Source organism: Streptomyces sp. BoleA5, assembly GCF_000373665.1.
Lineage (GTDB): Bacteria > Actinomycetota > Actinomycetes > Streptomycetales > Streptomycetaceae > Actinacidiphila.
The window spans coordinates 830227-846565 of the sequence record NZ_KB892090.1; the positions used below are offsets into that span (position 1 = coordinate 830227).

A 16339-nucleotide genomic window follows, 5' to 3' on the forward strand; every position below is an offset into this window, starting at 1 on the left:
CAGTAGGGTGGGGGCATGGCCGATCCCTCCAGCTACCGCCCCAAGCCGGGACAGATTCCGGACTCTCCCGGGGTGTACAAGTTCCGGGACCAGCACGGCCGGGTGATCTACGTCGGGAAGGCGAAGAGCCTGCGCCAGCGGCTCTCCTCGTACTTCCAGGACCTCGCGAACCTGCACCAGCGCACCCGCACGATGGTCACCACCGCCGCCTCCGTGGAATGGACGGTGGTGACCACCGAGGTCGAGGCGCTGCAGCTGGAGTACTCCTGGATCAAGGAGTTCGACCCGCGCTTCAACGTGAAGTACCGGGACGACAAGAGCTACCCCTCGCTCGCCGTCACCATGAACGAGGAGTTCCCCCGCGTCCAGGTGATGCGCGGCCCCAAGCGCAAGGGCGTGCGCTACTTCGGCCCCTACGCGCACGCCTGGGCGATCCGCGAGACCGTCGACCTGCTGCTGCGGGTCTTCCCCGTGCGCACCTGTTCCGCCGGGGTGTTCAAGCGCTCCGCGCAGATCGGCCGGCCCTGCCTGCTGGGCTACATCGGCAAGTGCTCGGCACCCTGCGTCGGCCGGGTCAGCGCCGAGGAGCACCGCGAACTGGCCGAGGAGTTCTGCGACTTCATGGCCGGCCGCACCGGTACCTACCTGCGCCGCCTGGAGCAGCAGATGAGGGACGCGGCCGCGGCGATGGAGTACGAGAAGGCCGCCCGGCTGCGCGACGACATCGAGGCGCTCAAGCGCGCCATGGAGAAGAACGCGGTCGTTCTCGCGGATGCCACCGATGCCGATCTGATCGCCGTCGCCGAGGACGAGTTGGAGGCCGCCGTCCAGATCTTCCACGTCCGCGACGGCCGGGTGCGCGGTCAGCGCGGCTGGGTCACCGACCGGGTCGAGGAGGTCGGCACCGCCGAGCTCGTCGAGCACGCCCTGCAGCAGCTCTACGGCGAGGAGCGCGGCGAGGGGGTGCCCAAGGAGGTGCTGGTGCCCGCGCTGCCCGACCCGTGCGAGCCGGTGCAGCAGTGGCTCACCGAGCGCCGCGGCTCCCAGGTGAGCCTGCGGATACCGCAGCGCGGCGACAAGAAGGACCTCATGGCCACCGTGCAGCGCAACGCCCAGCAGGCGCTGGTGCTGCACAAGACCCGGCGCGCCTCCGACCTCACCACGCGCTCCCGCGCGCTGGAGGAGATCGCCGAGGCGCTGGACCTGGACTCGGCACCGCTGCGCATCGAGTGCTTCGACATCTCCCACCTCCAGGGCGACGACGTCGTCGCCTCGATGGTGGTCTTCGAGGACGGGCTGGCGCGCAAGAGCGAGTACCGCCGCTTCCAGATCAAGAGCTTCGCCGGCCAGGACGACGTCCGGTCGATGCACGAGGTGGTCTCCCGGCGCTTCCGCCGCTATCTGCTGGAGAAGCAGAAGACCGGCGAATGGGTCGACGGCGAGGGCGACGGCGAGAGCGTGGGCGTCGGCCCGGGGAGCGGCGGCGAGGTCGCCGGCGGACCCATCGACCCGGACACGGGCAGGCCGCGCAGGTTCGCCTACCCGCCGCAGCTGGTCGTCGTCGACGGCGGGCAGCCGCAGGTCGCCGCCGCCCAGCGGGCCCTGCAGGAGCTCGGCGTGGAGGACGTGGCCGTGTGCGGCCTGGCCAAGCGCCTGGAGGAGGTCTGGCTTCCCGGCGAGGACGACCCGGTCATCCTGCCGCGCACCAGCGAGGGCCTGTACCTGCTGCAGCGGGTGCGTGACGAGGCCCACCGCTTCGCGATCGCCTACCAGCGCAACAAGCGTTCCAAGTCGATGCGGGCCGGCGCCCTGGACTCGGTGCCGGGCCTCGGCGAGAGCCGCCGCCAGGCGCTGCTGAAGCACTTCGGCTCGCTCAAGCGGCTGCGGGCGGCCACGGTCGAGCAGATCTGCGAGGTCCCCGGTGTCGGCCGGCGCACGGCCGAGTCCGTGCTCGCCGCGCTGGCCGGCGCCGCCCCTGCCGGACCGGCGGTGAACACCGCCACAGGAGAGATCATTGAGGAAGAGGGGACGACCGGTCCGGTGACCGTCCCCACGGAACGGGGAAACAGCTCATGAACGCGAACGACGGAGGCGGAGCACAGGTGACGACCGGAGGAGCGGGCGAGGCTGCCGAGGCCATCCCCGAACTCGTGATCATCTCGGGCATGTCGGGTGCCGGCCGCAGCCATGCGGCCAAATGCCTGGAGGACCTCGGCTGGTTCGTCGTGGACAACCTGCCGCCGGCCCTCATCCCCACCATGGTCGACCTCGGCGCCCGCTCCCAGGGCAACGTGGCACGGATCGCGGTGGTCGTGGACGTCCGCGGCCGGCGCTTCTTCGACAACCTCCGCGAGTCCCTGGCGGACCTGGACTCCAAGGGGGTCAAGCGCCGGGTGCTCTTCCTCGAGGCGTCCGACGAGACGCTGGTGCGCCGCTTCGAGTCGGTGCGCCGCCCGCACCCGCTGCAGGGCGACGGCCGGATCGTCGACGGCATCGCCAAGGAGCGGGAGCTGCTGAGCGAGCTGCGCGGCGACGCCGACCTGGTGATCGACACCTCCAGCCTCAACGTCCACGAGCTGCGGGCCAAGATGGACGCCCAGTTCGCCGGCGAGGAGGAGCCGGAGCTGCGGGCCACCGTCATGTCCTTCGGCTTCAAGTACGGCCTCCCCGTCGACGCCGACCTGGTCGCGGACTGCCGCTTCCTGCCCAACCCGCACTGGGTGCCGGAGCTGCGGCCGTACACCGGTCTCAACGACGAGGTCGCCACCTATGTGTTCAACCAGCCCGGCGCCAAGGAGTTCCTCGACCGCTACGCCGAGCTGCTGCACATCGTCAACGCCGGCTACCGCCGCGAGGGCAAGCGCTACGTGACCATCGCGGTCGGCTGCACCGGTGGCAAGCACCGGAGCGTCGCCATGTCCGAACGCCTGGCCGCGCGGCTGTCCGCCGACGGAGTGGAGACGGTGGTCGTCCACCGGGACATGGGGCGCGAGTGATCAGGACGACTCGGCGCTTGCGCCGGTCGGCAGGGCGCAGTGGGGTCACCCCCAAAGTCGTGGCACTGGGAGGCGGGCACGGACTGTCCGCCTCCCTCTCCGCCCTGCGCCGCATCACCCAGGATCTGACGGCCGTGGTCACGGTCGCCGACGACGGTGGCTCCAGCGGCCGTCTGCGGCAGGAGATGGGGGTGCTGCCGCCCGGCGACCTGCGCAAGGCGCTGGCCGCGCTGTGCGGCGACGACGAGTGGGGCCGCACCTGGTCGCAGGTCGTCCAGCACCGCTTCGTCAGCGAGGGTGAACTGCACGGCCACGCCGTGGGGAACCTGCTGATCGTCGCGCTGTGGGAACAACTCGGCGACCCCGTGGCCGCCCTGGAGTGGGTGGGCCGGCTGCTCGGCGCCCACGGCAGGGTGCTGCCCATGTCGGCGGTGCCGCTTGAGCTCACCGCCACGGTCCGCGGCCATGACCCGGAGGTGCCGGACGAGGTCACGACCGTGCACGGCCAGGCCACCGTCGCCCTCACCCCCGGTGAGGTGCAGGAGGTGCAACTGGTGCCGCACGACCCGCCGGCCGTCCCCGAGGCGGTGCAGTCCGTGCTCGACGCGGACTGGGTGGTGCTCGGCCCCGGTTCCTGGTTCTCCTCCGTGATGCCCCACCTGCTGGTGCCCGATCTGGTGTCCGCGCTCATGGAGACCAGGGCCCGCAAGGTGCTCGCGCTCAACCTCGCGCCGCAACCGGGTGAGACCGAGGGCTTTTCTCCGCAGCGTCACTTGGAGGTTTTGGCCCGACACGCCCCTAAACTCACCATCGACGTGGTGCTGGCCGACGAGGCCGCCGTACTCGACCGCGACAGCCTGATACAGGCAGCCGAGCGTTTGTCGGGCACGGTGGAACTGGCCCGGGTCGCCGCCCCCGACGGGCCGCGGCACGATCCGGAACTGCTGGCCGCCGCGTTCGACCGGATTTTTCGTATGCATGGAAGGATCGGCCCATGGCGATGACGGCAGCGGTGAAGGACGAGATCTCCCGGCTCCCCGTCACCCGGACCTGCTGCCGCAAGGCGGAGGTCTCGGCGATCCTGAGGTTCGCGGGCGGACTGCACCTGGTCAGCGGACGCATCGTGATCGAAGCGGAGCTGGACACCGGAATCGCCGCGCGCAGGCTGCGCAAGGACATCCTGGAGATCTTCGGGCACTCCTCCGACCTGGTGGTCATGGCGCCCGGCGGGCTGCGCCGCGGCAGCCGGTACGTCGTGCGGGTGGTCGCCGGCGGTGACCAGCTGGCCCGGCAGACAGGTCTGGTGGACGGCAGGGGCCGCCCCATCCGTGGCCTGCCCCCGCAGGTCGTGTCCGGGGCCACCTGCGACGCCGAGGCCGCCTGGCGCGGTGCGTTCCTGGCCCACGGCTCGCTGACCGAACCGGGCCGTTCCTCGTCCCTGGAGGTCACCTGCCCCGGCCCCGAGGCGGCCCTCGCCCTGGTCGGTGCCGCCCGCCGGCTGCAGATCGCGGCCAAGGCGCGCGAGGTGCGCAACGTCGACCGTGTGGTCGTCCGTGACGGTGATGCCATCGGCGCGCTGTTGACGCGGCTCGGCGCGCACGAGTCGGTGCTGGCGTGGGAGGAGCGGCGGATGCGGCGCGAGGTGCGCGCCACCGCCAACCGGCTCGCCAACTTCGACGACGCCAACCTGCGCCGCTCGGCCCGCGCCGCGGTCGCGGCGGGCGCGCGTGTGCAGCGGGCGCTGGAGATCCTCGGCGACGACGTGCCCGAGCACCTCGCGGCGGCCGGCCGGCTGCGCATGGACCACAAGCAGGCCTCGCTGGAGGAGCTGGGCTCGCTCGCCGAACCGCCGCTCACCAAGGACGCGGTGGCGGGCCGGATCCGCCGTCTGCTGGCGATGGCCGACAAGCGCGCCTCGGATCTCGGCGTCCCGGGCACCGAGTCCAACCTGACCGAGGAGATGGTGGGCTGAGTCCGGCGCGGCCCGCCCGCCCCGTCCGGTTACCGGTCCGTACGGCGGGCACCCGTGGCGCCGATGTCACCGCCAGGTGCCCGGGGAGGTAGGGTCGTCCTTGGTCGGGGACATCCCAATACGTCGCAGCCGGAGCGAAATGGCCTCCGGCACACCAGCGAGGAGATCGGTTCGTGACGATCCGCGTAGGCATCAACGGCTTTGGTCGCATCGGTCGAAACTTCTTCCGTGCCGCTCTGGAGCAGGGTGCGGACATCGAGATCGTGGCTGTCAACGACCTGGGTGACACGGCCACCACCGCGCACCTGCTCAAGTACGACACGATCCTCGGCCGCCTCAAGGCCGAGGTGTCCCACACGGCGGACTCCATCACCGTCGACGGCCACACCATCAAGGTGCTGTCCGAGCGCAACCCCGCCGACATCCCGTGGGGCGAGCTCGGCGTCGACATCGTGATCGAGTCCACCGGCATCTTCACCAAGGCCGCCGACGCCAAGAAGCACCTCGAGGGCGGCGCCAAGAAGGTCATCATCTCGGCGCCGGCCTCCGACGAGGACATCACCATCGTGATGGGCGTCAACAACGAGAAGTACGACCCGGCGAAGCACAACATCATCTCCAACGCGTCCTGCACGACCAACTGTGTGGCGCCGATGGCCAAGGTCCTCGACGAGAACTTCGGCATCGTCAAGGGTCTGATGACGACCGTGCACGCGTACACCAACGACCAGCGCATCCTTGACTTCCCGCACAAGGACCTGCGTCGCGCCCGCGCCGCCGCCGAGAACATCATCCCGACCTCGACGGGCGCCGCGAAGGCCACCGCCCTGGTCCTGCCGCAGCTCAAGGGCAAGCTCGACGGCATCGCGATGCGCGTCCCGGTCCCGACCGGCTCCGTGACCGACCTGGTCATCGAGCTGGAGCGCGAGGTCACCAAGGACGAGGTCAACGCCGCCTTCCAGAAGGCCGCCGAGGGCCAGCTCAAGGGCATCCTGGAGTACACCGAGGACCCGATCGTCTCCTCGGACATCGTCAACTGGCCGGCCTCCTGCACCTTCGACTCCTCGCTGACCATGGCGCAGGGCAAGCAGGTCAAGGTCATCGGCTGGTATGACAACGAGTGGGGCTACTCGAACCGTCTCGTCGACCTGACCGTGTTCGTCGGCGAGCAGCTCTGACACCCGCTCGACCTCCCGTCATGCGATGAGGACAGGGTCCGAACGACGTGCCGTCGTCCGGACCCTGTCCCATGAGGTGGCGGTCCGAGCGATTCGACCCAGTCAGGACCAAGGCAGGGGAGCCTTCACCATGAAGACGATCGACGAACTCGTCGACGAGGGGGTCGGCGGCAAGCGCGTGTTCGTGCGCGCCGACCTCAACGTGCCGCTGTCCGGCACCACCATCACCGACGACGGCCGCATCCGCGCCGTCGTGCCGACCATCGCCAAGCTGGCCGAGGCAGGCGCCAAGGTGATCGTCGCCTCCCACCTGGGCCGTCCCAAGGGCGCGCCCGACCCGCAGTTCTCGCTCGCCCCCGTCGCGGCGCGCCTGGGCGAACTCCTCGGCACGCAGGTGGCCTTCGCGACCGACACGGTCGGCGAGAGCGCCCGCGCGACGGTGGACTCCCTCACCGACGGCTCGGTGGCGCTGCTGGAGAACCTGCGCTTCAACCCGGGCGAGACCAGCAAGGACGACGCCGAGCGCGGCGCCTTCGCCGGGCAGCTGGCCGGGCTGGCGGAGCTGTACGTCGGCGACGGCTTCGGCGCGGTGCACCGCAAGCACGCCTCCGTCTACGACCTCCCGGCCCGGCTGCCGCACGCCGCGGGCCTGTTGATCGCCACCGAGGTCGCGGTGCTGAGGAAGCTCACCGACGAGGTGTCCCGTCCGTACGCGGTGGTGCTGGGCGGCGCCAAGGTCTCCGACAAGCTGGGGGTCATCGACCACCTGCTGGAGCGCGCCGACCGGATCCTGATCGGCGGCGGCATGGTCTACACCTTCCTCAAGGCCCAGGGCCACGAGGTGGGCAACAGCCTGCTGCAGGAGGACCAGGTCCCCGCTGTCACCGAGTACCTGGAGCGCGCGAAGGCCAAGGGCGTGGAGTTCGTGCTGCCCGTGGACGTCGTCGCGGCCCCGTCCTTCCCGGACCTGAAGAACCCGGTCGACACCCACCCGGCGGTCGTCGGCGTCGACGCCATCCCCGCAGACCTGCAGGGCCTGGACATCGGTCCGGAGTCCCGCAAGCTCTTCGCCTCGAAGCTCGCCGACGCGGCCACCGTCTTCTGGAACGGCCCGATGGGCGTCTTCGAGCACCCCGACTACGCCGAGGGCACCCGCGCCATCGCCCAGGCGCTGATCGACAGCCCCCTGCCTCCGGCGGGGGGACCCCCAGCGTTCACCGTGGTCGGAGGCGGCGACTCTGCCGCGGCCGTCCGCATCCTGGGCTTCGACGAGAACGCATTCGGCCACATCTCGACCGGTGGCGGCGCCAGCCTCGAATACCTCGAGGGCAAGACGCTCCCCGGCCTCGCCGCACTGGAGGACTGACCCGATGACCACGCGCACGCCGATCATGGCGGGCAACTGGAAGATGAACCTCAACCACCTCGAGGCCATCGCCCACGTCCAGAAGCTCGCCTTCGCGCTCAACGACAAGGACTTCGACGCCGTCGAGGCCGTCGTGGTGCCGCCCTTCACCGACCTCCGGGGTGTGCAGACCCTGATCGAGGCCGACAAGCTGAAGATCAAGTACGGCGCCCAGGACCTGTCGGCGCACGACTCCGGTGCCTACACCGGCGAGATCTCCGGCTCGATGCTGGCCAAGCTGAAGTGCTCGTACGTGGTCATCGGCCACTCCGAGCGCCGCCAGTACCACCACGAGACCGACGAGCAGGTGAACGCCAAGGTCAAGGCGGCGTTCCGGCACGACCTGACGCCGATCGTCTGCGTCGGCGAGGGCCTGGACGTCCGCAAGGCCGGCGAGCAGGTGGCCTTCACCCTCGCCCAGGTCGACGGCGCCCTCAAGGACATTCCGGCCGAGCAGGCCGAGACGCTGGTCGTCGCCTATGAGCCGGTGTGGGCCATCGGCACCGGCGAGGTCGCCACCCCCGAGGACGCCCAGGAGGTCTGCGGGGCGATCCGCGGCCGGCTGGCCGAGCTGTACGGCCAGGAGGTGGCCGACGCGATCCGTATCCAGTACGGCGGCTCGGTCAAGGCCGGCAACATCGCGGCGATCATGGCGCAGCCCGACGTGGACGGCGCCCTGGTCGGCGGTGCCGCGCTGGACTCCGAGGAGTTCGTCAAGATCATCCGCTTCCGCGACCAGTAAGTCTGCGGCAGTAGGCTGTCGGGCCCTGCCCGAAGTACTCTGTCGGGGGTCGGAGCGCTGCGCGGCAGCGGCCCGGCCCCCGCGTCGTCCTAGGTCACCGAGAGAGTTGGTCCAGCTGTGGTCATCGGGTTCTCCATCGCCCTCATCATCTTCAGCCTGCTGCTGTTGCTGCTCGTGCTGATGCACAAGGGCAAGGGCGGCGGCCTGTCCGACATGTTCGGCGGCGGCATGCAGTCGTCCGTCGGCGGTTCCTCGGTGGCCGAGCGCAACCTCGACCGGATCACGGTTGTCATCGGTCTGCTGTGGTTTGCCTGCATTGTCGCTCTCGGGCTTCTGCTGAAGTTCCAGAAGTGACCGAGTCCCCGGCTTCCGGGGAGAACTGACGCCTCGTCGTTGGCGCGACTTATCATGGGAGGGCCCCATGGGATACGGTGCCCTTTCCCCGCAGGCGCGGGGCGAACCGGTCTCCGCAAACTGGGCGACCTCGCAGCACCATCACGCAGGGAGTTACGACCGTGGCAAGTGGCAACGCGATCCGTGGTAGTCGGGTCGGGGCGGGGCCGATGGGAGAGGCCGAGCGGGGCGAGTCCGCGCCGCGTCTCCGCATCTCCTTCTGGTGCTCCAACGGGCACGAGACCCGGCCGAGTTTCGCGAGCGACGCGCAGATCCCCGAACACTGGGACTGCCCGCGCTGCGGCTTCCCGGCGGGACAGGACGAGGAGAACCCGCCTGCGCCGCCGCGCACCGAGCCGTACAAGACGCACCTGGCGTACGTGCGGGAGCGGCGCAGCGCGGCCGACGGCGAGGCGATCCTCGCCGAGGCGCTGGCCAAGCTGCGCGGCGAGATCTGAGCCGTACCGGCTGATGCTCCACGGGCCCGACCCGCAAGGAAGACCCTTCTTTCGCGGACCGGGCCCGTCGCGTCCCTTCACTGCGTAACCGGAACGTATACTCCGTGTCGTGTCTCTGGTGATCGGCATCGATGCGGGCGGAACCCGGACGCGCGCCTACCTGGCCGAGGCGGCGCCCGACGGCGTGGTGCTCGGCGAGGGTGAGGGCGGTCCCGGCAACGCGATGACCGTCGAACGCGTGGCGCTGACGCAGCACCTCGCGGACGCCATCCGCGGCGCGGTCCCGGAGGACCGCAGGGGCGAGGTCACGACCGTCGTGGGCGGCTTTGCCGGCGCGGCGCTCGGCACCGGCCCCGAGACGGGGCACGAACTTGCCACCTCCTGTCTGCGGGCGGCGCTCGACAGCCATGGCGTCGGCGCGCCCGAGGTGACGGTCTGCGGCGACATCGAGGTCGCCTTCGCCTCCGCGCCGGGCACGCCCGCGGACGGACTGGCCCTGGTCGCCGGTACCGGAGCCGTGGCAGCGCGGATCGAGAAGCGCAACCAGACCCTCGTCGCGGACGGCAACGGCTGGCTGGTCGGTGACGAGGGCAGCGGCTTCTGGCTGGGCCGCGAGGTCATGCGGGCCGCTCTGCGCGCGCTGGACGGGCGCGGACCGTGGACGATCCTGGTCGAGGCCGTGCTCTCCCACTACATGGGCTCCCCCGGGGGTCCGTACCTCGCGCAGGAACGGCCCGGCGGCCATGAGTGCCACGTGCTGCGCAACCGTCTGGTGCCGCTGGTGTACGCCGAACCCCCGGTCAGGCTGGCCAGGTTGAGTCCGCTCGCCGTCGCCGCCGACCGGGACGGCGACGATGTCGCCGGAGCCCTCTTGGACGACGCCGCCGACGAACTGGCCGCCACCGTCGCCGCGTTGGACCCACGACCCGGTGAACCCCTGGTCGTCACGGGCGGGCTGCTGGGGCCGACGGGACCGCTGCTCGGCCGGATCGTGGCCCGTGCCGAGGAGATGGACCTGGACGTGCTGCCGGTGCGCGACGGCGGCGCGGGTGCGCTGGCGCTGGCCCGGCTGCGGGTGAACGGGGACTGAGCGGGAGCGAACCGGATGGTTCGGACGGTTCGGATGGTTCGGACGGTCCCGACAGGACACCCCCGTCTGGGGATTGACGTGGACTAGACCTCTCGTCCATCGTTTCGGAGGAGCACCCACCGGATCACTGGACTCAGGGGGAATCGGCCATGGCCGACGACGTGACGACCACCGCTGCACGGTTCGCCGACGAGGCGAGGACGGTCATCGACCGCGTGGTCGCCGCCAACAAGGACTCCGTGGCCGCCGCCGCCCGGCTGCTCGCCGACTGCGTCGCCGCGGACGGGATCGTCCAGGCCTTCGGGACGGGCCACTCGCAGGCCACGGCGCTGGAGATCGCCGGACGTGCCGGCGGGCTGATCCCCACCAACCGCATCGGGCTTTCGGACCTGGTGGCCCGTGGCGGCGAGGACCTCTCGGTGCTCTCCGACCCGCTGCTGGAGCGGTCGCCGGGGCTCGGCAAGCGGCTGTACGAGCTGGCCGCCCCGCACCCGCGGGACGTCTTCGTCGTGATCTCCAACTCCGGCGTCAACAACTCGATCGTCGACTTCGCCCTGCACGTGAAGGAGGCGGGGCACCCGCTGATCGCCCTCACCTCGCTGCAGCACACCCGTTCCGTCCCGGCACTGCACGCCAGCGGCAAGCACCTGGCCGACGTCGCCGACGTCGTATTGGACAACGGGGCGCCGACGGGTGACGCGCTGCTCCCGCTGCCCGACGGCGGGTCGCTGTGCGGGATCTCCACGATCACCTCGGCCATGCTCGTCCAGATGACCGTCGCCGAGGCCGTCGGCCTGATGACCGCCGAGGGCCACCAGGCACCGGTGTACGTCTCGGCCAACGTCCCCGGCGGCTTCGAGCGCAACCTCGTCCTGGAGCGCCACTACGGGGAGCGGCTGCACCGCGGAGGCTTCTGACCTGGGTGTACGCGGTGTTGTCAGTGGCCCCCGCTACGGTCTGTGACGAAAGTCGAGGACCGGTGAGCGGGGGTTTCCATGAGCGCGGGCATCGCGTACGGCACCGAGCACGCGCCCGCGTGGCGGGGCGGGTTCGGGCGGCTGTGGACGGCGGCCGCGGTCTCGCGGTTCGGTGACGGGCTGCGGGCGGCGGCGCTGCCGCTGCTGGCCGTGGGGCTGACCGACTCCCCGCTGCTCGTCTCGCTCGTCACCGCCGCCGGCTACGTGCCCTGGCTCCTCTTCGGGCTGCTCGGCGGCGCGGTGGCCGACCGGGTCGACCAGCGGCGCGCCATGTGGGCCGTGGACGCCGTACGGGGCGCGCTCACCGCCGCCTTCGCGCTCGCGGTGTGGCTGGACCGGGCGGGCATCGCGCTGCTGCTGGTGCTGGCGTTCGCCCTCACCACGCTGCAGACCCTCTTCGACAACGCCGCGACCTCCCTGCTGCCGGCCGTCGTGCCCTCCCGTGCCCTGGGCCGTGCCAACGCCCGGTTGATGACGGCTCAGACCACGGCCGCGACCTTCCTCGCCGCGCCGCTGGTGCCGGCGCTGTTCGGTCTCACGGCCGCGCTGCCGTTCGGGGTGGACGCCCTCAGCTACGCGGCCGCGGCCCTGCTGGTGGCCTCGCTGCGGCTGCCCGCGCCCGAGCGGGACGCACGGGCCGCCGGCCACACCCTGCGGCGGGACATCGCCGAGGGGATACGCGTGCTGTGGCGGGACCGTGTGCTGCGGGCGCTGTGCACGGCCAACACTGTGGTCAACGTGGGGATCGGCGCCCTGGTGGCGACCCTCGTCCTCCAGGTCACCGGCTGGCTCCACGCCGGGCACACGGGATACGCCGTCGTCCTGGTCGCCTACGGAGCGGGCAGCGTGGCCGGGGGAGCGACCGCCGGGCGGCTCTCGGCGCTGCTGGGCGGCCGCGTCAGGAGCCTCGCGCCGGGCCTCGCCCTCCAGTCCGGGTGCCTGGTCCTGGCCGGCACCGTCCGGTCCCTGGCGGTGACCGCGGCCGCCCTGGCCGTCTTCGGCGCCCTCAGCATGGTGTGGAACGTCAACGAGACCACCCTGATGCAGCAGCGCACGCCCGAGAAGTTGCTGGGCCGGGTGAGCGCGGCCATGCGCACCCTGGGAGTCGCGGGGGCGCCGCTGGGAGCCCTGCTGGGCGGCGCCACGGCGCAGATCCTCGGCCCGAACACCCCGCTGCTGCTCGCGGCCGGTCTGGTGGGCTGCGCGTTGCCTGCTCTTCGTCCGATCGTCACCACGCCCGACGGCGGACGTGAAAGAACGGCGTGCAGGTAATCAACTAGTTTGGACCTGCAGCAGGAGGACGAGGAGAAGTGGACTGATGTCCGATACCAACACGCAGGGCCGAACCCGTCTCGACCAGCGGCCCGAGTGGCACGCGCTCGCCGAGCACCGCGAGGAGCTGGGCGCGACCCACCTGCGGGAGCTGTTCGACACCGACCCGGACCGCGCCCGGCGCTACACCGTGCGGGTCGGCGATCTCCATCTGGACTACTCCAAGCACCTGGTGACCGACGAGACGCTGCGTCTGCTGCGCGACCTCGCGGCGGCCACCGGTGTCGCCGAGCTGCGGGACGCCATGTTCCGCGGCGAGAAGATCAACGTCACCGAGGACCGCGCCGTGCTGCACACGGCGCTCCGCGCCCCCTTGTCGACCGAGATCACGGTCGACGGCGTCAACGTGGTGCCCGGGGTCCACCATGTGCTCACCAGGATGGGGAGCTTCGCCAACTCCGTCCGCACGGGCAAGTGGGTCGGCTCGACCGGACGCCGCATCAAGAACGTGGTGAACATCGGGATCGGCGGTTCCGACCTGGGACCGGCGATGGCCTACGAGGTGCTGCGGCCGTACACCGACCGCGAGCTCACCTTCCGCTTCGTCTCCAACGTGGACGGCTCCGACCTCCACGAGGCGTTGCACGGCCTGGACCCCGCCGAGACGCTGTTCATCGTCGCGTCCAAGACGTTCACCACCATCGAGACCATCACCAACGCCACCTCGGCGCGCCAATGGCTGCTCGACGGGCTCGGCGGCGACGAGAACGCGGTGCGCTTCCACTTCGTGGCGGTGTCCACGAACGCGGCGGAGGTCTCCAGGTTCGGCATCGACACCGACAACATGTTCGAGTTCTGGGACTGGGTGGGCGGCCGCTACTCGTACCCGTCCGCGATCGGGCTCTCGCTGATGATCGCCCTGGGGGAGGAGCAGTTCCGGGAGATGCTGGCCGGTTTCCACCTGGTCGACGAGCACTTCCGCACCGCCCCCGCGGAGGCCAACGCGCCGCTGCTGATGGGTCTGCTGGGCGTCTGGTACGGCCAGTTCTTCGACGCCCAGGCGCACGCGGTCCTGCCGTACAGCCACTACCTGTCGAGGTTCACGGCCTACCTTCAGCAGCTCGACATGGAGTCCAACGGCAAGTACGTGGACCGCGAGGGACGGCCCGTCGACTGGCAGACCGGCCCGGTCGTGTGGGGCACGCCCGGCACCAACGGACAGCACGCCTACTACCAGCTGCTGCACCAGGGCACGAAGTTCATCCCCGCGGACTTCATCGGCTTCGCCAACCCGGTCGGCGAGCTCGAGCCGGCCTTCGCCGCCCAGCACGACCTGCTGATGGCCAACTTCTTCGCCCAGACGCAGGCGCTGGCCTTCGGCAAGACCAGCGAGGAGGTCCGTGCGGAGGGCGTCCCGGAGGAGCAGGTCCCGCACCGCACCTTCCGCGGCAACCACCCGACCACGACCATCCTCGCCAAGGAGCTGACCCCGTCCGTGCTGGGCCAGCTGGTGGCGCTGTACGAGCACAAGGTCTTCGTCCAGGGCGCGGTCTGGAACATCGACTCCTTCGACCAGTGGGGCGTCGAGCTGGGCAAGGTCCTCGCCAAGCGCGTGGAGCCCGCGCTGACCGAGGGCGCCGAGGTGGCCGGCCTGGACGCCTCCTCGAAGGCACTCGTGGCCACCTACCGCTCGCTGCGCGGCCGCTGAGGCGGACAGCGCACACGCGAGAAGCACGAAAGACGCCGGGCGGGCTCCTCGGAGCCCGCCCGGCGTCTTTCGCGTGTGGCGTCCCGCGCCGGTCACCGCCTCACGGGGAGGACGGCGGGTACAGCTGTGGGGGCAGCTTCGCGGCGGCCGTACGGTCCAGCAGCCACAGGGTGCGGGCCCGCCCGTGGGCACCCGCCGCCGGGGCCTGGATCTCACCGGGCCCGGACAGGGCGATGGCCACGGCTCCCGCCTTGTCCTCGCCCGCCGCCAGCAGCCAGACCTCGCGGGCGGCACGGATGGCGGGCAGGGTGAGCGAGATGCGGGTCGGCGGCGGCTTGGGGGAGCCGTGTACGCCCACGACGGTGCGCTCGGTCTCGCGGACCCCCGGGTGCCCGGGGAACAGCGAGGCCACGTGGGTGTCAGGACCCACACCGAGCATCAGTACGTCGAAGGAGGGCACCGGCCCGTGGTCCTCGGGACCGGCCGCCTCCGCCAGTTCCTGCGCGTAGGCCTCCGCGGCGGCGTCCGCGTCGTTGCCGAGCGGCCCGTCCGAGGGCTGCATCGCGTGCACCCGCGCCGGGTCGACCGGAACCGCGTCGAGCAGCGCCTCACGGGCCTGGGTCTCGTTGCGCTCCGGGTCGCCCGAGGGCAGGAACCGCTCGTCTCCCCACCACAGATCCAGCCGCGCCCAGTCCACCGCGTCCCGGGCGGGCGAGGCGGCCAGGGCGGCGAGCAGGGCGTTGCCGTTGCGTCCGCCGGTCAGCACCACCGAGGCGGAGCCGCGGGCGGCCTGGGCGTCCACGATCTTCGTGATCAACCGGGCCGCCGCGGCCTGCGCCATCAGCTCCTTGTCCCGGTGGACCACCACCTGGGGTGCGGTCACTGGGCGGCCGCCTTCTTGCCGGAGCCGCCGTCCTGGCCGGTCCCCGCCGCGGCGGCGGCCGGCTCGGCCGCCTCCTCGGCGTGCGCGAGCCGGTCCACGCCGAACTTGACCGCGGCCGCGTAGGCCTCGTCGGGGTCGAGCCGGCGCAGCTCCTCGGCGATCAGGTCCGAGGTCGCCCGCCGCTGCAGCGCCACGTGCCGGTCCGGCTGGCCCGGGATGGCGAGCTCGGCCAGCGAGCCGGTCGGCCGGTCCAGGCAGATCTCGCCGTCCGCGGTCGCCAGCCGTACGGCGGTGATGCCGGGGCCGTCGGAGACCTTCCGCCTGACGGGTACGCCGAGTCGCCGGGCGAGCCACAGCCCGAGCAGCTCCGTGCTCGGGTTGTACGCCTCGCCCTCGACGACGGCGCCCTTGACCGCGGCCTGCTTCTGGTCCAGGGCCGCGGCCAGCACGCTGCGCCACGGGGTGATCCGGGTCCAGGCGAGGTCGGTGTCGCCGGGGGCGTACGTCGCGGCGCGCAGACCCAGTGCGGCTACCGGGTCCTCGGTGGCCGCCGCGTCGGTGATCCGGCGCGCCGCGAGCTGGCCCAGCAGGTCCTCGGCGGGGTTCGCCGGGGCGTCCTCGGGCCACCAGACCACCACGGGGGCGTCGGGCAGCAGCAGCGGCAGCACGACGCTCTCGGCGTGGTCGGCGAGTTCGCCGTGCAGGCGGAGCAGGACGATCTCGCCGGTGCCGGACTCGCCGCCGACGCGCACCTCGGCGTCGAGGCGGGCGCTGCGCCGGTCCCGGGGGGAGCGGCCGGGCCGCTTGATGACGACCAGGATGCGCGAGGGGTGCTCGCGCGAGGCGTCGGATGCGGCCTTGAGGGCGTCGTAGTGGTTCCCCTCGTCGGTGACGATGACAAGGGTGAGCACCATGCCGACCGCCGGGCTGCCGATGGCCCTGCGGGCCTTGATCAGCGCCGAGTTGATCTTGCTTGAGGTGGTCTCGGTCAGATCGATGTTCATGGCCGGCGCCAGCTCCTGCCGTCTCGTGCGAGCATCTCGTCCGCCGCCTTCGGACCCCAGGTNCCNGCGGTGTACTGCTCGGGCNTGCCGTGCCGGTCCCAGTACTCCTCGATCGGGTCCAGGATCCGCCAGGACTCCTCGACCTCCTGGTGCCGGGGGAAGAGGTTGGCGTCGCCGAGCAGGACGTCCAGGATCAGCCGCTCGTAGGCCTCCGGGCTGGACTCGGTGAAGGACTCGCCATAGGCGAAGTCCATCGTCACG

The 16339-nt window shown here is 71.5% G+C and carries 15 protein-coding genes and 1 pseudogene; 13 read left to right on the forward strand and 3 right to left on the reverse strand.

Annotated features, from left to right (window positions below):
* Positions 1–15: 15 nt before the first annotated feature.
* From uvrC to pgi, 13 genes are all read left to right on the forward strand, one after another.
* Positions 16–2076 (forward strand): excinuclease ABC subunit UvrC, encoded by a 2061-nt coding sequence (gene uvrC / locus B085_RS41095; RefSeq protein WP_051101923.1) that lies wholly within the window; start codon positions 16–18, stop codon positions 2074–2076.
* Complete coding sequence (gene rapZ / locus B085_RS0103865; protein ID WP_018557246.1) at positions 2073–2996, forward strand: RNase adapter RapZ; 924 nt, start codon at positions 2073–2075, stop codon at positions 2994–2996. Before uvrC ends, rapZ begins: the two co-directional genes overlap by 4 nt.
* Positions 2993–4000 (forward strand): gluconeogenesis factor YvcK family protein, encoded by a 1008-nt coding sequence (locus tag B085_RS0103870; protein WP_037730950.1) that lies wholly within the window; start codon positions 2993–2995, stop codon positions 3998–4000. Before rapZ ends, B085_RS0103870 begins: the two co-directional genes overlap by 4 nt.
* Positions 3991–4968: a DNA-binding protein WhiA gene (gene whiA / locus B085_RS0103875; RefSeq protein WP_018557248.1), complete on the forward strand. Its 978-nt coding sequence runs from the start codon at positions 3991–3993 to the stop codon at positions 4966–4968. Before B085_RS0103870 ends, whiA begins: the two co-directional genes overlap by 10 nt.
* A gap of 173 nt (positions 4969–5141) precedes the next feature.
* A complete protein-coding gene (gene gap, locus B085_RS0103880) occupies positions 5142–6146 on the forward strand; it encodes a type I glyceraldehyde-3-phosphate dehydrogenase (RefSeq protein ID WP_018557249.1) in 1005 nt (334 codons plus the stop codon).
* 130 nt (positions 6147–6276) lie between these two features.
* Positions 6277–7512, forward strand: coding sequence for a phosphoglycerate kinase (locus tag B085_RS0103885; protein ID WP_018557250.1), 1236 nt, complete (start codon positions 6277–6279; stop codon positions 7510–7512).
* 4 nt (positions 7513–7516) lie between these two features.
* Positions 7517–8293, forward strand: coding sequence for a triose-phosphate isomerase (gene tpiA / locus B085_RS0103890; protein WP_018557251.1), 777 nt, complete (start codon positions 7517–7519; stop codon positions 8291–8293).
* A 117-nt stretch (positions 8294–8410) separates the two neighbouring features.
* A complete protein-coding gene (secG, locus tag B085_RS0103895; RefSeq protein WP_018557252.1) occupies positions 8411–8647 on the forward strand; it encodes a preprotein translocase subunit SecG in 237 nt (78 codons plus the stop codon).
* 161 nt (positions 8648–8808) lie between these two features.
* Positions 8809–9144, forward strand: coding sequence for an RNA polymerase-binding protein RbpA (locus tag B085_RS0103900; RefSeq protein ID WP_078619730.1), 336 nt, complete (start codon positions 8809–8811; stop codon positions 9142–9144).
* Positions 9145–9253: 109 nt separating this feature from the next.
* Positions 9254–10234 carry an N-acetylglucosamine kinase gene (locus tag B085_RS0103905; RefSeq protein ID WP_026250649.1) on the forward strand — a complete coding sequence of 327 codons (981 nt, stop codon included), beginning with the start codon at positions 9254–9256 and terminating at the stop codon, positions 10232–10234.
* Positions 10235–10383: 149 nt separating this feature from the next.
* Positions 10384–11151: a sugar isomerase domain-containing protein gene (locus B085_RS0103910; RefSeq protein ID WP_018557255.1), complete on the forward strand. Its 768-nt coding sequence runs from the start codon at positions 10384–10386 to the stop codon at positions 11149–11151.
* A gap of 78 nt (positions 11152–11229) precedes the next feature.
* Positions 11230–12483, forward strand: coding sequence for an MFS transporter (locus B085_RS0103915; RefSeq protein WP_018557256.1), 1254 nt, complete (start codon positions 11230–11232; stop codon positions 12481–12483).
* A 46-nt stretch (positions 12484–12529) separates the two neighbouring features.
* Positions 12530–14191, forward strand: a complete 1662-nt coding sequence (pgi, locus tag B085_RS0103920) for a glucose-6-phosphate isomerase (protein ID WP_018557257.1) — start codon at positions 12530–12532, stop codon at positions 14189–14191.
* 100 nt (positions 14192–14291) lie between these two features.
* Here pgi and pgl read toward each other — a convergent pair whose 3' ends face one another.
* From pgl to B085_RS0103935, 3 genes and pseudogenes are all read right to left on the reverse strand, one after another.
* On the reverse strand, positions 14292–15074 hold the full coding sequence (gene pgl / locus B085_RS0103925) for a 6-phosphogluconolactonase (RefSeq protein WP_018557258.1): 783 nt from the start codon (positions 15072–15074) through the stop codon (positions 14292–14294).
* Positions 15071–16078 (reverse strand): glucose-6-phosphate dehydrogenase assembly protein OpcA, encoded by a 1008-nt coding sequence (gene opcA / locus B085_RS0103930; protein ID WP_018557259.1) that lies wholly within the window; start codon positions 16076–16078, stop codon positions 15071–15073. The genes pgl and opcA overlap by 4 nt, the downstream gene beginning before the upstream one ends.
* Positions 16075–16339, reverse strand: a pseudogene (locus B085_RS0103935) (glucose-6-phosphate dehydrogenase); the annotation flags it as partial. The gene opcA and the pseudogene B085_RS0103935, both read right to left, overlap by 4 nt.